This window comes from Achromobacter sp. ES-001, from assembly GCF_019448355.1.
Taxonomy (GTDB): Bacteria; Pseudomonadota; Gammaproteobacteria; order Burkholderiales; family Burkholderiaceae_B; genus Achromobacter; species Achromobacter spanius_B.
Window position 1 is genome coordinate 694,602 of the sequence record NZ_CP079940.1, and the last position, 18,879, is coordinate 713,480.

20 protein-coding genes are annotated in these 18,879 nt (G+C 64.0%); 7 read left to right on the forward strand and 13 right to left on the reverse strand.

What is annotated here, in order from left to right; translation table 11 throughout:
• Positions 1-187 precede the first annotated feature (187 nt).
• Positions 188-688 (reverse strand): N-acetyltransferase, encoded by a 501-nt coding sequence (locus KYT87_RS03040; RefSeq protein WP_219991680.1) that lies wholly within the window; start codon positions 686-688, stop codon positions 188-190.
• 271 nt (positions 689-959) lie between these two features.
• Here KYT87_RS03040 and KYT87_RS03045 point away from each other — a divergent pair, with 271 nt between their 5' ends.
• Positions 960-2,012, forward strand: a complete 1,053-nt coding sequence (locus KYT87_RS03045) for a glycosyltransferase family 2 protein (RefSeq protein ID WP_046806143.1) — start codon at positions 960-962, stop codon at positions 2,010-2,012.
• 60 nt (positions 2,013-2,072) lie between these two features.
• Here KYT87_RS03045 and KYT87_RS03050 read toward each other — a convergent pair whose 3' ends face one another.
• A complete protein-coding gene (locus tag KYT87_RS03050; RefSeq protein WP_082134564.1) occupies positions 2,073-2,465 on the reverse strand; it encodes a GtrA family protein in 393 nt (130 codons plus the stop codon).
• Positions 2,466-2,501: 36 nt separating this feature from the next.
• On the opposite strand from KYT87_RS03050, the gene KYT87_RS03055 reads away from it, so the two are divergent.
• On the forward strand, positions 2,502-3,311 hold the full coding sequence (locus tag KYT87_RS03055; RefSeq protein ID WP_052946068.1) for a ChbG/HpnK family deacetylase: 810 nt from the start codon (positions 2,502-2,504) through the stop codon (positions 3,309-3,311).
• Positions 3,312-3,330: 19 nt separating this feature from the next.
• Here KYT87_RS03055 and KYT87_RS03060 read toward each other — a convergent pair whose 3' ends face one another.
• Complete coding sequence (locus KYT87_RS03060) at positions 3,331-4,209, reverse strand: LysR family transcriptional regulator (RefSeq protein WP_104145140.1); 879 nt, start codon at positions 4,207-4,209, stop codon at positions 3,331-3,333.
• 94 nt (positions 4,210-4,303) lie between these two features.
• Between KYT87_RS03060 and KYT87_RS03065 the strand changes: the two genes are divergently transcribed.
• On the forward strand, positions 4,304-4,861 hold the full coding sequence (locus tag KYT87_RS03065) for a multidrug/biocide efflux PACE transporter (RefSeq protein WP_219991681.1): 558 nt from the start codon (positions 4,304-4,306) through the stop codon (positions 4,859-4,861).
• Here the strand turns inward: KYT87_RS03065 and KYT87_RS03070 are convergent.
• The 10 genes from KYT87_RS03070 to KYT87_RS03115 form a co-directional block, all read right to left on the reverse strand.
• On the reverse strand, positions 4,836-5,486 hold the full coding sequence (locus KYT87_RS03070; RefSeq protein WP_046806146.1) for a GntR family transcriptional regulator: 651 nt from the start codon (positions 5,484-5,486) through the stop codon (positions 4,836-4,838). The two genes, KYT87_RS03065 and KYT87_RS03070, sit on opposite strands and share 26 nt — an antisense overlap.
• On the reverse strand, positions 5,486-6,451 hold the full coding sequence (locus KYT87_RS03075) for a branched-chain amino acid ABC transporter permease (RefSeq protein WP_052946069.1): 966 nt from the start codon (positions 6,449-6,451) through the stop codon (positions 5,486-5,488). Before KYT87_RS03075 ends, KYT87_RS03070 begins: the two co-directional genes overlap by 1 nt.
• A 1-nt stretch (position 6,452) precedes the next feature.
• Positions 6,453-7,355: a branched-chain amino acid ABC transporter permease gene (locus KYT87_RS03080; RefSeq protein WP_104145139.1), complete on the reverse strand. Its 903-nt coding sequence runs from the start codon at positions 7,353-7,355 to the stop codon at positions 6,453-6,455.
• Between the two features lie 9 nt (positions 7,356-7,364).
• Positions 7,365-8,570 (reverse strand): ABC transporter substrate-binding protein, encoded by a 1,206-nt coding sequence (locus tag KYT87_RS03085; RefSeq protein WP_104145138.1) that lies wholly within the window; start codon positions 8,568-8,570, stop codon positions 7,365-7,367.
• A gap of 70 nt (positions 8,571-8,640) precedes the next feature.
• Entirely contained in the window at positions 8,641-9,366 is a 726-nt protein-coding gene (locus KYT87_RS03090; protein WP_104145137.1) for an ABC transporter ATP-binding protein, read from the reverse strand.
• A complete protein-coding gene (locus tag KYT87_RS03095; protein WP_046806150.1) occupies positions 9,359-10,114 on the reverse strand; it encodes an ABC transporter ATP-binding protein in 756 nt (251 codons plus the stop codon). The genes KYT87_RS03090 and KYT87_RS03095 overlap by 8 nt, the downstream gene beginning before the upstream one ends.
• Before the next feature lie 87 nt (positions 10,115-10,201).
• Positions 10,202-11,113 (reverse strand): dihydrodipicolinate synthase family protein, encoded by a 912-nt coding sequence (locus KYT87_RS03100; protein WP_046806151.1) that lies wholly within the window; start codon positions 11,111-11,113, stop codon positions 10,202-10,204.
• 130 nt (positions 11,114-11,243) lie between these two features.
• A complete protein-coding gene (locus KYT87_RS03105) occupies positions 11,244-12,131 on the reverse strand; it encodes an alpha/beta hydrolase (protein WP_046806172.1) in 888 nt (295 codons plus the stop codon).
• Between the two features lie 126 nt (positions 12,132-12,257).
• Positions 12,258-12,902: a LysE family translocator gene (locus tag KYT87_RS03110; RefSeq protein ID WP_046806152.1), complete on the reverse strand. Its 645-nt coding sequence runs from the start codon at positions 12,900-12,902 to the stop codon at positions 12,258-12,260.
• Positions 12,899-13,819: a DMT family transporter gene (locus KYT87_RS03115; RefSeq protein WP_219991682.1), complete on the reverse strand. Its 921-nt coding sequence runs from the start codon at positions 13,817-13,819 to the stop codon at positions 12,899-12,901. Before KYT87_RS03115 ends, KYT87_RS03110 begins: the two co-directional genes overlap by 4 nt.
• Before the next feature lie 190 nt (positions 13,820-14,009).
• Here KYT87_RS03115 and KYT87_RS03120 point away from each other — a divergent pair, with 190 nt between their 5' ends.
• The 4 genes from KYT87_RS03120 to fusA all read left to right on the forward strand — a co-directional run bounded on the left by KYT87_RS03120 (position 14,010) and on the right by fusA (position 18,800).
• Positions 14,010-15,425, forward strand: a complete 1,416-nt coding sequence (locus KYT87_RS03120; RefSeq protein WP_255593857.1) for a PLP-dependent aminotransferase family protein — start codon at positions 14,010-14,012, stop codon at positions 15,423-15,425.
• Positions 15,426-15,454: 29 nt separating this feature from the next.
• On the forward strand, positions 15,455-15,802 hold the full coding sequence (locus KYT87_RS03125) for a TIGR01244 family sulfur transferase (RefSeq protein ID WP_219991684.1): 348 nt from the start codon (positions 15,455-15,457) through the stop codon (positions 15,800-15,802).
• Between the two features lie 100 nt (positions 15,803-15,902).
• The gene (locus tag KYT87_RS03130; RefSeq protein ID WP_046806156.1) at positions 15,903-16,367 is read left to right on the forward strand and encodes a universal stress protein; all 465 of its coding nucleotides are present in this window, start codon (positions 15,903-15,905) and stop codon (positions 16,365-16,367) included.
• 321 nt (positions 16,368-16,688) lie between these two features.
• Positions 16,689-18,800, forward strand: coding sequence for an elongation factor G (gene fusA / locus KYT87_RS03135; RefSeq protein ID WP_046806157.1), 2,112 nt, complete (start codon positions 16,689-16,691; stop codon positions 18,798-18,800).
• The last annotated feature ends 79 nt before the right edge of the window (positions 18,801-18,879 follow it).

Here is an 18,879-nt window from a genome sequence, read left to right on the forward strand (position 1 = left end):
AGAACCTTCGCGCCCCGGCAGGGCGCAGCAAGTCGGACTATCGGAACCGTTGCCGCCACATCGTTCGGGATTGCGGCCCTATATTACGACCGCGAATTGGCGATGTATAGGAAAGCGGCAACTCGCGGGGCCAGTCGTGCAAGGCCCTCGCAAATAAGGGGCTACAGCAAGGGGCTACAGCAAGGGGCTACAGCGGGAAGTCGCGCGTCATGTAGCGGGCGTCGGGGCCGTAGCCCGCCAACTTGTCGGCCAGATCGCGCGTGCCGTCCATGGCGGACACCGGCCGATAGCCGTGGCGCAGCCAATAGCCCACCGCGGACTGCAATGAAACCAGACTGGCGCGACGCAAGCCGCTTTGCATTGCGCGCGCAGCGCCCGTTTGCAGCAGGGACTGGGCCACGCCATGCCCTTGCGCGCGCGGGACCACGGCGCAGTCGTGCACGAACCAGTGTTTGGCCGGCGAAGGCAATGCTGTCAACGCCACGCCCAGCGCCGGGGGCAGCCCGGCATCCCAGGGATACGAAACCAGGTAACCCAGCAGGGTGCTGCTGTCAGGCGCGGACGCCACCCAGCAATGATCAGGCGCAAGCTGCAAGCGGTTTAAGAAGAACTCCGCGCTTTCAAGCAGGAAGTCGGGGTAGGCCAGGGTCTGGGCATCCAAGATGCCGTCCACGTCGCTGGCCAGCATAGGGCGGACTCGGTATTGCATGACTACCTGTAGGGACAAAACAGCCGCGCATTTTACCGATGCGGGAAGAAACGTCGGTTCAATGGGGTCAGGAAATAGGGGTCGGATAAAGACCGGTTGGTCAAAAACCGGTGCGCGCGAAGTGACGGAAGAGGGAACTGCGGGGGCGTTCCTGCCTCGGCGCCGTGTCGCAGGCATTTCATGAAAATTCGACGAGACGCTACGCATACTGCCGGTCATAGCATTCCCGTATTCCCAGCCCTTTCGTCTTATGCACATCCAATACCGGCCCGATCCGATTCCTTCGCAAGTGCTGGCCAAAACGTATCCTCTGGAAGCGCTTTGGTCCGGCAAGGCTGCCGTGGTGCCTTACGACGCCTGCGTGACGTGCGTCATCCCGTGCCTGAACGAAGCCGAAAACCTGCGCGTCTTGTTGCCGCTGTTGCGCAGCCGTTTGCAGGCGCTGTGCACGCGCTGGGAAATCATCGTGGCCGACGATGGCAGCACGGACGGCACGGAATCATTGATGGGCGAATGGACTCAGCACGAGGGTTTTCGCTACGTCCAGCTATCCCGCAATTTCGGCAAGGAAGCCGCGCTTAGCGCAGGGCTGGAAGCGGCCACCGGCGACGCGGTGATCTGCCTGGACGCCGACCTGCAACACCCGCCGGCGTTGATCGAACAGATGCTGGCACGCTGGGCGGCAGGCGCCGAAATGGTTTATGCCGTGCGCGAAACGCGTCAAGACGAATCGTGGTTGAAGCGATCTGGCGCACGGTGGTTCTACAAGCTGCTGAGCAGCGCGCGCGGCGTGGATGTGCCGGCGCATGCAGGCGACTTCCGCCTGATGGACCGTGGCGTGGTCGATGCGCTGAACGCATTGCCCGAGCGCACGCGCTTCATGAAGGGTTTGTACGCCTGGGTCGGTTTCAAGGGCGAAGCGTTGCCCTACACGCCGGACGAACGCATGCATGGCAATAGCCGCTTCAGCGGGCTGCGCCTGTTCCGTCTGGCCTTGGATGGTTTGACCGCCTTCACGACCTGGCCGCTGCGTTTGGTCAGCCTGGTTGGCGTGGCGTTCGCGTTGGTGGCGATGTCTTACGCCGCTTATCTGGTGGGCGATTATCTGCTGTCGGGCAATCCCGTGTCTGGCTGGACCACCATCGTCACCGCCGTGCTGTTCTTTGCCGGCGTGAACCTGATTTCGTTGGGTGTGGTGGGCGAATACGTTGCCCGCATCTTTGACGAAGTCAAAGGCCGGCCGCTGTACGTGGTGCGCCGCCGCCAAGGGCGGCCCGCCGACAGCGGCGCGCGGCCCCTCTGATTCTTGCGCCGCCGCGCAGCGCGCGGGCACCCGCCAATGCCTTGCATTGCATCGCAACCATTACGCGGTGGGCTTGCGAAACGCCCACAGACGGCTCGCGATGAACGTGGCGAACGCCAGCCCGATCAAGATCAATGCCAGCAACACGTCGTAGCGGATGCTGGTGGTGTGCAGCAGCAGCGCGTAGGCCGATTCGTTGATGAAAAAGCCCGCCGCTGAAATGAAAAAGAAACGGCGGATCGCTATGGTCCAGGGTATTTGGGCATGTCTGAACGTAAGCCGATAGTGGCCGGCAAAAGATACAACGAAGGCGACCAGCCAGCCGATCAGGTTGGCGGCCAGCGGGGGCAGGGCGAAGGCTTCGACGCAGCCGACAGCCACCGCCCAATGGGTGGCGGCAGCCGCGCATCCGACGGCGACAAACAGGCTGATCTGACGAAGCAAGGCGCGCATGAGTGCCCAAGTGGAATGGAACTGCGAGGAAATGCAATGAGCAAACGAGTCATAGTCTGCGGCGACGATTTTGGCATGAATGCCGACATCGATGAAGGCATGATTGCGTTGGCCGACATGGGGCGCATCAGCGCTGTCAGCTGCTTGTCGCTTGGCCCGACGTTTGCCGCCAACGCTCGCCGGCTTGGCGCGCGCAACGTGGATATCGGCTTGCATGTGAACCTGTCCGAGTCGCTGGGCGCGGATGCCGAACCGATGCCGTCCTTGAGCAAGCTCATCATCAGCGCGTACACAGGGCGACTGGACGCGGCCTGGGTGCAAACGCAATTGAACCGCCAGTTCGACGCCTTTGAAGCCGCCCTGGGGCGCGCGCCCGACTATATCGACGGCCATCAACACGTGCACCAGTTGCCGGGCGTGCGCGATCAAGTGCTGGCGCAACTGAAGCGGCGCTTTGGCGAACAACGCCCGTGGCTGCGTCAGACGGCGCCGGGCATGCTTAGCGGCATCCCCATGAAGGAAGCGATCAAGGCGCGCATCATCGGCGCGTTGGGGGCGGCAGCGCTGGCGCGTCAGGCAAGCCGCGACGGCCTGCGCACCAATCGCCGGCTGCTGGGCGTGTATGGATTCGACGGCGGCAAGCGGCGCTATGCCGGCCTGCTGCAGAACTGGCTGTTCAACGCGCGCGATGGGGATCTGCTGATGTGCCATCCCGCAATGAATAGCCAAGAGGGCAGTGCCATGTCGCGCCAACGGCGCGCTGAATTCGACGTGTTGGCCAGCCCCAAACTCGGTGATTGGATGAACGCCAACGGCGTGCGCATTTCACGTCTGCCCACGCACTGATCGCTACGCCGCGCGGGCATCATGCCGGCGTGTTGTCTGCCCGGGTCAGGCTTTCCAGCAACCATGCCCCCGCCGGCCCCAGCGCGCGGCGGGTCGACCACACGGCGTCAACGCGTATGTGGCGCGGCCAGCCGGGCACCGTCAGTTCCACCAATTGGTCGCGGCCAAAACGCTGAATCATCCAGCGAGGCAGTTCGGTCCAGCCGAACCCCAGGCTGGCCATTTCCAGCAGCATCAGATAGCCGGGCGCGGACCACGTTGCGTGGGGCGGCGCCGTGTCCTTGTCGTCCAGTTCGTAAGTGCTGAGCCGCAATTCGCGGTGCGTCTTGAGCTCGTCGTTGCTGACGGCGGGACGGTCTGCTAGCGGGTGGCCGCGACCCACGCACAGCACGATTTCCGATCGTTCCGGCAGCGTCGCATGCGCCACGTCCGGGGGGTAGTCGTCTTGCGCCGCCATCAGGCCCAGGTGCGCGCGGCCTTGCTGCACCAACGCCACCACGTCTTCATACTCCGCAATCAGGCATTCGAAGCGCAGTGCGGGGTAGCGCTGGTCGATCTGGCTGAGCATGTTCTCAAAGGTCTTGGACTGGAACGTGTCCGACAGCACCACGGTCAGCCGGGGCTCAAGCCCGTCGGCCAACTGATTGGCGCTGCGGTTGAAGCGATCGTTCGCGGCCAGCACCTGCAAGGCCTGGCCCAGCAGCACCTGACCTGCTTCGGTCAGCGCGGGTTGCCGCTGGCTGCGGTTGAACAGCGTGACGTTAAGGTCTACTTCCAGGTTGGCGATGGTTTCGCTGATGGTGGACTGGCTCTTGCCCAGTTTGCGGGCAGCGGCCGAAAACGAGCCTTCAGAGGCAACCTGGGCGAACGCGGCCAGGGATTCAAGAGAGTGGCGCATGAATTATCGGGAATTCCGATGGATAGTATCTTTATCGTAACGGAAATGTCGTGGAAAATCGCTTCCATTCTGACAAACCGACCGCAGGCGGGTCATGCAAGCCACTCACACCCCTCCCCAAAAAACGCAAGTCACCAAAACGCTCAAAGAGCGTTTTTTTCACGCCTTCCTGTTTGAAATCCTGGCCATCGGCCTGTGCGCGCCGGCCGCTGCCTGGGCCATGGGCAAATCCCTGTTCGAAATGGGCGTGCTCACCGCCGTCATCGCCTGGGTCGCGCTGGTCTGGAACATGATTTACAACGCCGGCTTCGACCGCCTGCAAAACCGCCTGGGCTTCGTGCGCAACATGCGCATGCGCGTGGTGCACGCGTTTGGATTTGAGCTGGGCCTGATCCTGATCGTGATTCCGTTGGCGGCCTGGTGGCTGGACATCAGCCTTTGGGAAGCCTTTGTGCTGGATATCGCGTTGGTGCTGTTCTATCTGCCCTACGCGTTTCTGTACAACCTGGCCTATGACCGGTCCCGTCCGCGCGTCATGGCGTGGCTGGGACGCGGCAAGGCGCAAGCCGCGCCGGCCGACGCCGCCGGTATCGCTCCGGCCGTGGCGCCGGCGGGGGCTGCCGCCGTTACGCGTCAATCACCTTGCGCGTGAACATTTCCAGGTAGTCCATCAACGAATCGGCGCCCTTGATGGCGTCGGCTTCGTTGCCGGTGGCAATGCCTTGCGCCATCAGCATGTGGCGGCGCGCGCCTTCCGCGATGTCGCCTTCGTGCTGATAGGCGTACCAAAAGCGCCGGCACTGGATGATCAGCGGTTCGACCGCATTCACGGCAGACACATTACGGCAAGCCAGATGACAGACGTGGTCCAGCAATTGGTCCGCGTGCATGTAGTCGTCAAGGTTGCCGCCTTCCGAGGCGCGAATCATCTGCGCGGCGCATTCCACGATCTGGGTGCGCTGCGCGGGCGTGGCGCGGCGGGCGGCGCTGGCGGCGATCAATTGTTCCAGCGCGCGGCGCGTCTGGATCAGATCCATGTGGTCGGCCAGCTGGATCATCGATACGCGCAAGCCACGCCGGGGCTCCTGGCGGATCAGGCCAGCCGCCACCATGCGCAGCAATGCTTCGCGCAGGGGCGTGCGCCCCAGGCCGGTTTTCTCGACAAGTTCCGCTTCCACGACCGCGCTGCCAGGCTGCAATTGCAAGGTGGCGATCATGCTTTCGATCTGGTCGTAGGCGACGTCCGCGGCGCGCCGTTTGGGTTCTGCTCCTGCCATCAATTATTGTTTTCCTTCGTTTTGCGCCACTGCGTGTACGCCAGCCATTCGCCGACGAACCCGCGTCGGAAGAACGACACGCACAACACGAAAATCAGCCCGATGACGATGGTGACAACATCGCCCAGGGTGGCAAGATAGTTCTGCAGGCTGACCACCAGCGTAGCGCCCACGACAGGGCCCCACACCGTGCCGATGCCGCCCAGCAGCGTCATCAGCAGTACTTCGGTGGAGGTGGCCAGCGACACGTCGTTCAGGGCCACCAATTGCAGCACCAGCGCCTTCAGGGAGCCGGCCAGGCCGGCAACCGACGCGGACAGCACGAAGGCCAGCAGCTTGCACCGATCCGTATCGTAACCTAGCGAAATGGCGCGCGGCGCGTTGTCCCGAATGGTCTTGAGCACCTGCCCGAAGGGCGAATGAATCACCCGGTAGACGAACAGAAAGCCCAGCACGAACACGCCCAGCGCGAAGTAATACATGTTGGTGTCTACGCTCAGGTCGACCAGCCCCAGGAACTTACCGCGCGGAATGCCCTGCATGCCGTCCTCGCCGCGCGTCCAGCCGACCTGCACCGCCATGAAGTACGCCACCTGCGACAGCGCCAGCGTGATCATCGCGAAATAGATGCCGGTGCGGCGGATGGCCAGCCAGCCTATCGCATACCCGATGGCGGCCGCCATGGCCACGCCGCACACAATGGCAAGCTCGGGCGGCAGGCCGCGTGCGCCGAACAGGATCATCATTTCCCCCGCCGCGTAGCCGGCCCAGCCAAAAAACGCGGCGTGGCCGAAAGACACCAGGCCGGTAAACCCGGTCAGCAGGTTGAAGGCCAGCGCAAACAGCGCAAAGCACAACACCTTCATGACGAACACCGGGTACACGACCTGGGGGAAGAACGGCACCAGCAGCGCGGGCACCAGCAGCAAGGCCAGGATGCGAATGGAAAACGGAATGCGCGACACCTTATTTCTCCTTGCCGAACAAGCCAGCGGGGCGCATCAACAGCACGACGGCCATCACGATGAACACGACAACGGTGGACGCTTCGGGATAGAACACCTTGGTCAGCCCTTCCAGCAGCCCGAGCGCCAGGCCGGTGACGATGGCGCCCATGATGGAACCCAGCCCCCCGATCACCACCACGGCGAACACGATGTTCAGCAGGTTGGACCCCATCAACGGGTTGATCTGCATGACGGGCGCGGCCAGCACGCCCGCCACGCCGGCCAGCGCCACGCCGAAGCCGTACGTCAGCGTGATCATCACCGGAACATTGACGCCGAACGCCTGTAGCAGCTTCGGGTTTTCGGTGCCGGCGCGCAGCATGGCGCCAAGGCGGGTGCGCTCGAACAGGTACCAGGTCGCGATGCACAGCGTCAGCGACGCCACCACCACAAAACCTCGGTACGCCGGCAAGAACATGAAGCCCAGGTCGAAGCCGCCTTGCAGGATCTCGGGCGGCTCATAGCCCACTCCGGAAATGCCGTAGAAGTAACGGAAGCCCCCTTCCATCATCAGCGCGATACCGAAGGTCAGCAGCAGCCCATACAGGTGGTCCAGGTGGTACAGCCGCTTGAGCAGTGTCTTTTCGATCAGGACGCCCACCGCGCCCACCACCAGGGGCGCCAGGATCAGCGCGGCCCAGAAGTTGACCTGCACGCCGGGGCCCAGCAATTGCGGCAGCTGCGTGAAGCCGATCCACGCCAGGAACGCCGCCATCATGAACTGCGCGCCGTGCGTGAAGTTGACGATGTTGAGCAGGCCGAAAATGATGGCTAGCCCCATGCTGAGAATGGCGTAGAAGCAGCCGTTGATCAGCCCGACCAGCAACTGGGCCAACAGGGCGGGGAGCGAGATGTCGAACATGGCGCGGGCTTAGGACTTGTTCAGCGGGCAGGCGGCCTGGGGCTTGGGGAACACGTCCTCGCCCTTGAGTACCGACTTCACGTTGTAGTAGTCCCACGGGGCCTTGGACTGCGCGGGCGTTTTCACCTGCAAGAGCAGCATGTCGTGCACCAGTGCGCCGTCCGCGCGCAGGTGGCCGTTGCGGATCACGGCGTCGTTGATGGTCATCTCGCGCAGCTTGGCCATCACGGCGGGCGCGTCGTCGGTGCCGGCGGCTTCGATCGCCTTCAGGTAAGACAGCGTGGCGGAATACACGCCGGCCTGCGAGGCGGTCGGCATCTTCTTGGCTTTTTCGAAGAACTTCTTGGCCCATGCGCGCGAGGCGTCGTCATAGTCCCAGTAGAACGCTTCGGTCAGGTACATGCCCTGCGCCTTGGGCAGGCCCATGCTGTGTACGTCCGAGATATACGTCAGCAACGGCGCCACGATCTGCTTCTTGTTGATGCCGAATTCGTTCGCTTGCTTGACGGCGTTGACCGTGTCGTTGCCCGCGTTGGCCAGCGCGATCACGTCGGCCTTCGATGCCTGGGCTTTGAGCAGGAACGATGAAAAGTCGTTGCCGGGGAAGGGGTGGCGCGACACGCCCACGACCGTTCCGCCGTTTTCCTTGATGACTTCCGTTGCGTCCTTTTCCAGCGAATGGCCAAACGTGTAATCGGCCGTGATGAAGTACCAGGTCTTCTTGCCTTCTTGCACCAGCGCGCGCGCGGTGCCGGCGGCAAGCGCGTATGTGTTGGTGGTCCATTGCGCATTCAGCGGCGAACATTTTTCGCCCAGGATGGCGGTGGACAGGCCCGCCGAGGGCATCGTCACGCGGTTTTTCTGCTTGGCGATTTCCATCACGGCCAGCGCGGTGGATGCGGTGGGAAAGTCGGTGATCATGTCGACCTTGCCCTGGTCAAACCACTCGCGCGCCAAGTTGGCGGCGACGTCGGGCTTGTTCTGGTGGTCTGCCGCCACCACTTCCACCGGTTTGCCCAGCACCTTGTTGCCCATCTCTTCGGCGGCCAGGCGCGCGGCGATCACCGAGCCATTACCGGCCAGGTCGGAATACACGCCGGACAGGTCGGTCAGCACACCCACCTTGACGACGTCGTCGCTGATCTTTGCCTGCGCGTGGGCGGCGCCGGCGACACCCAGGGTTAGCAACGCTGCTGCAATTCGGTTCAATTTCATCTGACTACGCTCCGTGTAGGAAGGGGCACTGCGGTCGGAAGGAATACGGAAAAACCAATACGGCAAAACTTCAAATGCCCAGCAAGGTGTTCAGCTTGTCCTGCGATTGCTGGACGTCGGCACGGTCGATCACGGCAACCACCTGGCCATGTTCGATGACGTAATGGCGGTCGGCCAGGTGCTGGGCGAAGCGGAAATTCTGTTCGACCAGCACGGTGGTGTAGCCGCGCTCTTTCAATTGCCGGATCACGCGGCCCAGCGACTGCACGATCACAGGCGCCAGTCCTTCGGTGATTTCGTCCAGCAACAGCAGGCGAGCACCGGAGCGCAGGATGCGCGCCATCGCCAGCATCTGCTGTTCGCCGCCTGACAGCCGCGTGCCGGGGCTTTGCGCACGCTCTTTCAGGTTGGGGAACATCGTGTAGATCTCTTCCACCGACATGCCGTCCGGCCCCACCGAGGGCAGCAGCATGAGGTTTTCCTCCGCGGTCAGTGACGCGTAGATGCCGCGCTCCTCAGGGCAATAACCGATGCCCCGGCGCGCGATCTTGTGAGTGGGCATGCCCACCGTTTCCTGGCCTTGCACCTTGATCGAGCCGCTGCGGCGGCCCACCAGGCCAAGGATGGCTTTCAGCGTCGAGCTGCGGCCCGCGCCGTTGCGGCCCAGCAGCGTCACGCATTCGCCGGGCTTCACGTCCAGGTCGATGCCATGCAGGATGTGCGATTCGCCATACCAGGCGTGCAGGTTGCGGATTTCAAGCAGGTTGCCGGACCCGCCGGCGTGGGCGTTATTCATCGTCGGCTCCCATGTAGGCCTCGCGCACCGCCGGGTTCATCGATACGGTGGCGTAGGGGCCTTCCGCCAGGATCTCGCCCCGTTGCAAGACGGTGATGGTGTCGGAGATGTCCGCCACCACTTTCATGTTGTGTTCGACCATCAGGATGGTGCGTCCCGCGGATACCTGCTTGATCAGGTGCTTGATGCGGTCCACGTCTTCGTGGCCCATGCCTTGCGTGGGTTCGTCCAGCAGCAGCAACTCGGGTTCAAGCGCGAGCGTGGTGGCGATTTCCAGGGTGCGCTTGCGGCCATACGGCAAGTCGCCCGCGGGCACCTCCAGATGCGTGCGCAGGCCGACCTGGTCCAGCAGTTCCTCGACGCGGTGGTGCAGGCTTTCCAGCGTGCGTTCCGACCGCCAGAAGCAGTAGTCCACGCCCAGCTTGCGCTGCAAGGCAACGCGCACGTTCTCGCGCACCGACAGCTGCGGAAATACGGCCGATATCTGGAACGATCGGACGATGCCCCGGCGCGCCGTCTGGGCGGGGCGCTCTGCCGTGATGTCGACGCCGTCGTACAGGATTTCGCCGCGCGTGGGGATGTGGAACTTGGTCAGCAAGTTGAAAAACGTGGTCTTGCCCGCCCCGTTCGGGCCGATCAGCGCATGGATGGCGCCGCGCCGCACGCTCAGGTCGACGTTATTGACTGCCACGAAGCCGCGGAATTCCTTGGTCAGGCCACGGGTCTGAAGGATGATGTCGCTTTGCATGGTGTCCGATGAGCGTGCGTGGAGGCGGCCCCGGAACACCGCGCCGCGCGGCCTTCCGGGGATGGTGCCGCGGGCGGGTGGGGTGGCTTACGTCGACTGGTAGGCTTTGGGGCGCTTGGCTATCGCGGCCTGGATGATGGCGGTGCAGCGCTCGCGTTCCGCGCCGACCAGGGGCAGGCGCGGCTTGCGCACATGCTCGTTGCCGACGCCGGCCAGCGTTTCGGCCAGCTTGATGTTCTGCACCAGCTTGGTGGAAACGTCCAGGTGCAACAGCGGCGTGAACCATTGATACAGCGCCAACGCCTCTTGCCACTTGCCAGCTTTCATCAGGTCATACAGCGCCACGGTTTCGCGGGGGAATGCGGTCACCAAACCGGCCAGCAGCCCGTCTGCGCCCAGCGCCAGCGCCTCGAACGACAGGTCGTCCACGCCGATGAACAGCTGATAGCGCGTGCCCAGCGCATTGCGCAGGTCGGTCAGGCGGCGGATGTCGTCGCTGCTTTCCTTGATGGCGACCAGCCAGGGGCAGTCGGCCAGCTCGACCATGTGCTCGGGCTTCAGATCCACGCGGTAAGCAACCGGGTTGTTGTAGATCATGCAGGGCTTTTGCGCGGCTTCGGCCATGGTGCGGATGCTTTGCATCGCCTCGCGCGCGTCGGCGACGTAGATCAGCGAAGGCATCAGCATGAAACCGTCCACGCCGAGTTCGACTGCTGCCTTGATAAATCGCACCGCTTCGCGGGTGCTGGTCTCGGACACGTTGGCCAGCACGGGAATGCGGCCCGCGCTGACTTCGACAGCGCAGCGCGTGACTTGGAGCTTTTCTTCCAGGGTAAGGGTGCTGGCTTCGCCCAGCGAGCCGCAGGTGACCAGACCGTGAACCCCGTTGTCGATCAAGAAGCCGAAATGCTTGCGCATGGCTTCGAAATCCAGCGATTCGTCGGCGTGGAACTTACTGGTTACGGCAGGATATACGCCCTGCCAACGCACGTTACTCAACTGGCTTCTCCTGAAGATGCCGTCGCTTCAAGGGGGAGCGGCGAACAGGAGAAAGTCTAATATCCGTTAAATATATTTAGTAGATATTTTTATATGGGAGTTTCCCGATAGCGGGTTTTCCCGGCGCGCGTCAGCCCGATTTACGGGAGTAGGCGCGCGACGCGTCCTGCATGAAGGTTTTGACGGCTGCGTCGTATTGCGGGCCACTGCGGAAGGCGCCTGAGTGCGAAGCCCCTTCGATCTTGACCAGGCGCTTTAACTCGGGCGCCACGTTGCGCGCGGCGGCGAAGAGTTCGTCGCTCATGGTGTGCGGCACGACACGGTCGGCGGTGCCGTGCATGAACAGCATCGGCGTGTGCAACTGCGCCAGCTTCTGCACGGAATCGAAGGGCTGCGTGACCAGCAGCCCCGCGCCCGGGACCTTGCCCCAACGCAACGTGCCCAACATGGCGCCGATGCTGGTGAAGCTGGATTCCACGATCAGCCCCGCAAAGTCAGGTTGCTCGGGGCGCGCCGCCAGGTCGATGGCGATGGCGCCGCCCAGGCTATGGCCGTAGACGAAGCGGCGGGCGGGATCGGGTTGCAGACGGGCCAGTTCTTTCAAGCCGGCCATGGCGTCTTCCAGCGCGCTTTCTTCCGACGGCAGGCGGGGGGTGGACGCGCCAAAGCCGCGATAGTCGATGGCCAGCACGGAATAGCCCATGCGGGTCCAGCCATCGATGCGAAAGGCGCTGCCGTTCAGATTCCAGCGCGCGCCGTGCAGATACAGCACGGTAGGCGCGCCCGCGCTGGGGCTTTGCCAATACCAGGTGCGAATCTTGTCGCCATTGGCCAGCGCCAGGTCGTAGACCTTGGTGCCGGCGGCCGGTTCGCGCCACCAGGTCTGGGGCTCGGACTGCGGTGAAAAGATCGTCTGGCGTTGCCAGGAATCCAGCTGCGAGCAGCCGACCACGCTGGCGGCGGCCAGCACGGCGGCAATGAACAATCGGCGGGGGGAAAAGCGGGGCAGGGCGGGCATGGACGATATGACCCTGTCGGGCCGGCTGGGTTCCGCCGTCAGCATACTCCTGGACGTGTCGCGCCCGTCAATGAGAGGCTGCCGGCCGCCATCCCTGGCCGCGCCTGCTGTCGGGGCGGCCTCGGCTTAATGCATCAAATCCAGTGCCACCGGATACAAGGACGCCACCAGCAGCAGCGCCATGCCGACGTTGAACGCGCGTACGGCCCAGGGCTTGTGCAGCACGCGGCGCAGCGCCGTGCCGAAGGTCACCCACACGCCGATGCTGGGCAGGTTGACCACGCCGCACACCACGGTGGCGATGACCAGGTTGGCAAAGAATCCGTTCTGAGGCGTGTAGGTGGCCACGACGCCCACCGCCATCACCCAGGCCTTGGGGTTGACCCATTGGAACGCGGCGGCTTGCAGGAACGTGAACGGTTTGCCGCGCGCTTCGCCATCTTCCATGTCGCCGGAATTGGCGATCTTCCAGGCCAGATACAGCAGGTAGGCCGCGCCGGCATATTTCAGCACCGTGTACAGCGCGGGTACCTGCTGGAACACCGACCCCAGGCCCACGCCCACCAGGAAGATCATCAAAGTGAACCCCAGGTTCACGCCCAGTAAATGCGGCAGGCTGCGGCGGAATCCAAAGTTCAGCCCCGACGAGGCCAGCATTACGTTGTTGGGCCCCGGCGTTATCGAGCTGACCAGCGCGAACAGCGCCAGCGGCCCCAACAGCGACGCGGAAGCCAGGGGCACGTCCGCCCAGTGGGTTGGGAACAGAGTCATTTTTTGGTCCTTACGATGGCGCGGCGTCCGCCGGCGATAACGGCGATCACGGTGGCGGCGAACACGAACGTCGACGCCTCCACGGATTCACCAAACAACAATGCGGCCGCCACGACAGTCAGGAACGGTTGCAACAACTGGACTTGTCCCACGCGGGCGATGCCGCCCACGGCCAAGCCGCGATACCACGCGAAGAACCCTAAAAACATAGATCCGAACGCCAGATACGCGCAAGCGGACACCACGGCCGCGCTGGGCCAGTGGGCCTGCGCCGCCATCCAGCCTACGGGCGCTACCACCACCGGCGCGCTGATCGCCAGCGCCCAGCAGATGGTGCGCGATCCGCCCAGCGTACGCGCCGCGCGGCCGCCTTCGGCGTAACCCATGCCGCCCAGCACCACGGCAACCAGTAGCCACAGATAGCCGGTGGTCAACGTGCCGTTGCCCTGGCGCAGCGCATACACCGTGACCAGGGCCGCGCCGGCCGTGGCCCAGGCCCAGAAGGCGGCTGACGGCCGCTCGCCACTGCGCAATGCGGCAAATGCGGCGGTCGACAGCGGCAGCAATCCATTGAACACCGCGCCCTGTGCGGACGGCACGGTCTGCATCGCCAGCGACGAGGCCAGCGGCCACCCCACCACAATGCCCAACGCCGCCAGGATGACGCCCGGCCATTCCTGCCGCGTCGGCCGTCGGCTACGCGTGATCCACAGCAGGGCCACTGCCGGTACGGCCGCCACCAACGCGCGCCCCAGGCCCACCAGCAGCGGCGCCAGTTCCGCGACGGCCAGCCGCGTCATGGGCAGCGTCAACGAAAAGACCAGTACACCCAGGAACCCGTAGCCATAGCCTTCCCAGACAGGGGGTGGCGCGGCGGGCGCCGTCTGGGCCGAGGGGTAAAGCGCGGATCGGGACATGATGGTTGCCAAAAAATTCTGAAAGGAACGGAAGAGTGGTTGCGGGCCATTCGTATTGCTGTCACTCTACGCATAGTTATCGGTACAGTACCGGTACACTTTTGCATATCACTTTAATCACTGGCCTGGTCCAAATCCCATGACAGTTGCTCCGCCTCCCCCTCCTGCCTCTTCCCTGCCCTGGATGCCAGTGCGTCAGGCCGACGCCTCGTTGGTCACGCAACTGGCCGATGGCCTGGCCCGCCGTATCGATGAACAGGGCCTGCGCCCGGGCACGCGCTTGCCTTCCATCCGCAAAATGGCCGAACAGTCGGGCGTCAGCCGCTTCACCGTGGTGGAAGCCTATGACCGCCTGGTCGCGCGCGGGCTGGTGCAGTCGCGACGCGGCGCGGGCTTCTTTGTGCGCGCACGCAGCGGCCCGCTGGCGGCGGTGGCCGCAGCGCCGGCCACGTCGCTGGCGCCGCCCGCGCGTATCGACATCGCCTGGTTATTGCGCAGCATGTTCCGCGAAACCAGTTCGCTGGGCATGCCGGGCGGGGCCGGTTTGCTGCCGGCTGACTGGCTGGACCCTGACATGGTGGCCGGCGCGGTGCGCGCGGTAGGTCGATCGGTGCGCGCGAATCTGGTCAGCTACGGGCACCCGCAAGGGTTCGCCCCGCTGCGCCAGCAGATCGCGGCGTCGCTGCAGAATGACGGCGTGCCCGCGCACCCCGAGCTGAATTTGCTGACCACGAACGGCGTCACCCACGGCCTGGACCTGATCGCTCGGCACTTCGTCAAACCGGGCGACACCGTATTGGTGGAAGACCCCGCGTGGTTCGTCATCTTTGGGCGCCTGGCGGCGTTTGGCGCGCGCCTGATCGGCGTGCCGCGCGGGCCGGACGGCCCCGACATCGCGCAACTGGAACAGCTTGCCGCCGAGCACAAGCCCAAGCTGTTCATCATCAACAGCGCCGTGCACAACCCCACCGGCCACACGCTGTCGGCCGGCTTGGCCTACGACATCCTGCGCATCGCCGAACGGCACGATTTCGTCATCGTCGAAGACGACACCTACGGCGAGCTGCATCCCGGCGGCGCGATGAAGCTGGCGGTGCTGGACCGGCTGAACCGCGTCATCCTGGTCAGCGGCTATTCCAAGATGCTGGCGGCCAGCCTGCGCGTCGGCTATGTGGCCGCCAACCCCGACATCCTGCAAAAGCTGGCCGACCTGAAAATGCTGGCCGGCCTGACGTCGCCGGAACTGGGTGAACGCGTGATCCACCGGGTGCTGATGGAAGGGCAATACCGCCGCCACATCGAGCGCGTGCGCGCCCGCGTGGACGAGGCTCGCCAGCGCTGCCTGAAAACGCTCTTGAAACTGGGCCTGACGGTGCCGCACGAACCGAACGCGGGCATGTTCGTCTGGGCCGATTGCGGCCGCGATAGCGAGGTGCTGGCGCGTGAAGCGGCTGACCAGGGGATGCTGCTGGCGCCGGGCACGCTGTTTTCACCGTCCCAGGCGCCGTCCACGATGCTGCGCTTTTCGGTGTCCATCGCGGACGACCGCCGGATCTGGACCCAATTGGAAAAACTGTTCGCTCAAAACGGCTCCTACAATCAATAATAGGCAGCTATCTATCTGAAGGAACCGCCATGCCCGCACCCATCAAACCCCTGACCGGCAATTTTGCCGTTGCGCCGCAGCTCGGCCCTGACGACATGGCCGATGTCGCAGCCGCCGGCTACAAAAGCGTCATCATCAACCGCCCCGATTTCGAAGGCGGCCCCGATCAGCCCACCGCCGCCGACGTCTCCAAGGCCGCCGAAGCGGCCGGCCTGAAGATCGAATATCAGCCCGTGGTCGGCAGCGCCATGACGGTGTCCGACGTGGTCCGATTCGCCGAATTGCTCAAGACGCTGCCCGGTCCCGTGCTGGCCTACTGCCGCACCGGTACGCGCTGCACCAACTTGTACGCCGCCGCGCAGCAGCTGGGCAGCTGAACCCAAGCTTGACGTGCATCAATGTCGCCGGGTTCCGTTGATGTGAACCAGGCGGCTTTTCCAGTAGCATAAAGATTCCTCTCAAACAGGAGCAGGCAAGATGTTCAAGAAGATCCTGATTCCCACCGACGGTTCGCCGCTGTCGGCCCAAGCCGCCAACGCGGGCATTTCGTTCGCCCGTTCGGTTGGCGCCGAAGTCGTCGCGCTGTACGTGACTCAGCCGTTCGCTGCCACCATCGGTTTCGACGGCATGGCCGCTGCGTACGCCATTACCGACGAAGACTACGAGAAGGCATCGGCCGAGCAAGCCGACAAGTACCTCAAGCAGATCACCGACCGCGCCGACACCGCCGGCGTCAAGTCCGAGGCGCGCGCCGTCTCCAACTTCAACGTTGCCGACGGCATCGTGCAAGCGGCGACCGACGCCGGTTGCGACCTGATCTTCATTGGCAGCCACGGCCGCAGCGGCCTGTCGCGCCTGCTGCTGGGCAGTGTCACGGCCAAGGTGCTGTCGCTGGCCACCACCGCCGTGCTGGTGTACCGCGTCAAGGAAGAAAAGAAGTAAGCGCGTAGCAGATAGCGCGCGCTTGATTCTCGCCGCCGCGTCCTGCGCGGCGCACCGAAGCCCCTCTACTACCCGAGGGGCTTTTTTTGTGCACGCAGGCAACGAAGGCGGGGCCGCGATGAGCGGGTGTCCCCGGACGAATCGTGAATCCTTATCGCGCGTAGTGGCAAAGCTTGAAAGTTGACGCGCCGCGCGTAATATTTACGCATCAGCGCGGGCGCGGTTACGCATTACCCCTACGAAACGCGGCATGGCGCCCGCCGCGGCAGCGCCCGGTCGGGCTTGCCGTACTGCCCAGTGGTTCCCTGCAAGGAAGAGGCCATGACCCGCAAGACGCGTATCGAGCTTTACCGCAATATCGGCATCAGCGCCCATATCGACGCGGGCAAAACGACGACCACCGAGCGCATCCTCTTCTATACCGGCATCACGCACAAAATCGGCGAAGTCCATGACGGCGCCGCCGTGATGGACTGGATGGAACAAGAGCAGGAACGCGGCATCACCATCACATCGGCTGCCACCACCGCCTTCTGGAAGGGCATGGCCGGCAATTATCCCGAACACCGCATCAACATCATCGACACGCCGGGCCACGTGGACTTCACCATCGAGGTGGAACGGTCCATGCGCGTGCTGGACGGCGCCGTCATGGTTTATGACGCAGTGGGCGGCGTGCAGCCGCAGTCGGAAACGGTCTGGCGTCAGGCCAACAAGTACAAGGTGCCGCGCCTGGCCTTCGTGAACAAGATGGATCGCGTGGGCGCGGATTTCCTGCGCGTGCAACGCCAGATCGCCGAACGCCTGAAAGGCGATGCGGTGCCGATCCAGCTGCCCGTGGGCGCCGAAGACCACTTCGAAGGCGTGATCGACCTGGTCAAGATGAAGGCCATCATCTGGGACGACGCCAGCCAGGGCGTGAAGTTCCAGTACGAAGACATCCCGCAAGCCATGCAGGCCGAGGCGCAGAAGTGGCACGACAAGATGGTCGAGAAGGCGGCCGAGGCCAATGAGACGCTGCTTGAAAAATACCTGTCCGGCGAGACCCTGACCGAAGAGGAAATCAAGCAAGGCCTGCGCGCGCGCACCATCGCCAACGAAATCGTGCCCATGCTCTGTGGCAGTGCCTTCAAGAACAAGGGCGTGCAGGCCATGCTGGACGCCGTGATCGACTACATGCCGTCGCCGGTGGATGTGCCCGCCATCAAGGGGCACGACGAGCGCGACCGTGAAATTGAACGCCATCCGGCTGATAACGAGCCGTTCTCGGCGCTGGCCTTCAAGATCATGACGGACCCGTTCGTCGGCCAACTGGTGTTCTTCCGCGTGTATTCGGGCGTGGTGAAGTCGGGCGACTCGGTCTACAACCCCATCAAGGGCAAGAAAGAACGCCTGGGCCGCATCTTGCAGATGCACGCCAACGAGCGGCGCGAAATCACCGAGGTGTACGCCGGCGACATCGCGGCGGCGGTGGGCATCAAGGACGTGACCACGGGCGACACGCTTAGCGATCCGGCCCACATCATCGTGCTGGAACGCATGGTCTTTCCCGAACCCGTGATTTCGCAGGCGGTGGAACCCAAGACCAAGGCCGACCAGGAAAAGATGGGCATCGCCCTGAACCGGCTGGCGCAGGAGGATCCGTCGTTTCGCGTGCGCACCGACGAAGAATCTGGCCAGACCATCATTTCGGGCATGGGCGAACTGCACCTGGAAATTCTGGTTGATCGCATGAAACGCGAGTTCAATGTGGAAGCCACCGTGGGCAAGCCGCAGGTGGCTTACCGCGAAACCATCCGCAAGGCCTGCAACGAAGTCGAAGGCAAGTTCGTCAAGCAGTCGGGCGGGCGCGGCCAGTACGGCCACGTGGTGTTGAAGCTTGAACCGCAGGAACCCGGCAAGGGCTACGAGTTTGTCGACGCCATCAAGGGCGGCGTGGTGCCGCGCGAATTCATCCCGGCGGTCGACAAGGGCATCCGCGAATCGCTCAATGCCGGCGTGCTGGCGGGCTACCCCGTCGTGGACGTCAAGGCAACGCTGTTCTTCGGGTCGTACCACGACGTGGACTCGAACGAGAACGCGTTCAAGATGGCGGGCTCGATGGCGTTCAAGGAAGGCATGCGCCGTGCGGACCCGGTGCTGCTGGAACCCATGATGCAGGTCGAGGTGGAGACGCCCGAGGACTTCACCGGCAACGTGATGGGCGATCTGTCCTCGCGGCGCGGCATGGTGCAGGGCATGGAAGACATCGCGGGCGGGGGCGGCAAGGTGGTGCGCGCCGAGGTCCCGCTGGCCGAGATGTTTGGGTATTCCACGTCGTTGCGTTCGCTGACGCAGGGGCGAGCCACCTACACGATGGAGTTCAAGCACTACGCCGAAGCACCGCGCCAGGTAGCGCAGGAGATCATCGCGGCCCAGGGCGCCGGCCGCTGACGCGGACGGGGCGACGCGCGCAGGGGCGTGGCGCGCGCCCGGGGCGTTGGTTTTGCGCTGGCCAAACCAGGCCGGCGCG

Excerpts from the sequence above, each read along its gene's own strand:
- KYT87_RS03110 (WP_046806152.1), bottom strand. The coding sequence starts at position 12,902 with ATGACTCTGTTCCCAACCCACTGGGCGGACGTGCCCCTGGCTTCCGCG.
- KYT87_RS03070 (WP_046806146.1), bottom strand. The coding sequence starts at position 5,486 with ATGGCAGGAGCAGAACCCAAACGGCGCGCCGCGGACGTCGCCTACGAC.
- KYT87_RS03065 (WP_219991681.1), top strand. The coding sequence starts at position 4,304 with ATGCAAGCCACTCACACCCCTCCCCAAAAAACGCAAGTCACCAAAACG.
- KYT87_RS03050 (WP_082134564.1), bottom strand. The coding sequence starts at position 2,465 with ATGCGCGCCTTGCTTCGTCAGATCAGCCTGTTTGTCGCCGTCGGATGC.
- KYT87_RS03055 (WP_052946068.1), top strand. The coding sequence starts at position 2,502 with ATGAGCAAACGAGTCATAGTCTGCGGCGACGATTTTGGCATGAATGCC.
- KYT87_RS03125 (WP_219991684.1), top strand. The coding sequence starts at position 15,455 with ATGCCCGCACCCATCAAACCCCTGACCGGCAATTTTGCCGTTGCGCCG.
- KYT87_RS03085 (WP_104145138.1), bottom strand. The coding sequence starts at position 8,570 with ATGAAATTGAACCGAATTGCAGCAGCGTTGCTAACCCTGGGTGTCGCC.
- KYT87_RS03095 (WP_046806150.1), bottom strand. The coding sequence starts at position 10,114 with ATGCAAAGCGACATCATCCTTCAGACCCGTGGCCTGACCAAGGAATTC.
- KYT87_RS03105 (WP_046806172.1), bottom strand. The coding sequence starts at position 12,131 with ATGCCCGCCCTGCCCCGCTTTTCCCCCCGCCGATTGTTCATTGCCGCC.
- KYT87_RS03060 (WP_104145140.1), bottom strand. The coding sequence starts at position 4,209 with ATGCGCCACTCTCTTGAATCCCTGGCCGCGTTCGCCCAGGTTGCCTCT.
- fusA (WP_046806157.1), top strand. The coding sequence starts at position 16,689 with ATGACCCGCAAGACGCGTATCGAGCTTTACCGCAATATCGGCATCAGC.
- KYT87_RS03080 (WP_104145139.1), bottom strand. The coding sequence starts at position 7,355 with ATGTTCGACATCTCGCTCCCCGCCCTGTTGGCCCAGTTGCTGGTCGGG.
- KYT87_RS03090 (WP_104145137.1), bottom strand. The coding sequence starts at position 9,366 with ATGAATAACGCCCACGCCGGCGGGTCCGGCAACCTGCTTGAAATCCGC.
- KYT87_RS03040 (WP_219991680.1), bottom strand. The coding sequence starts at position 688 with ATGCTGGCCAGCGACGTGGACGGCATCTTGGATGCCCAGACCCTGGCC.
- KYT87_RS03130 (WP_046806156.1), top strand. The coding sequence starts at position 15,903 with ATGTTCAAGAAGATCCTGATTCCCACCGACGGTTCGCCGCTGTCGGCC.
- KYT87_RS03115 (WP_219991682.1), bottom strand. The coding sequence starts at position 13,819 with ATGTCCCGATCCGCGCTTTACCCCTCGGCCCAGACGGCGCCCGCCGCG.
- KYT87_RS03045 (WP_046806143.1), top strand. The coding sequence starts at position 960 with ATGCACATCCAATACCGGCCCGATCCGATTCCTTCGCAAGTGCTGGCC.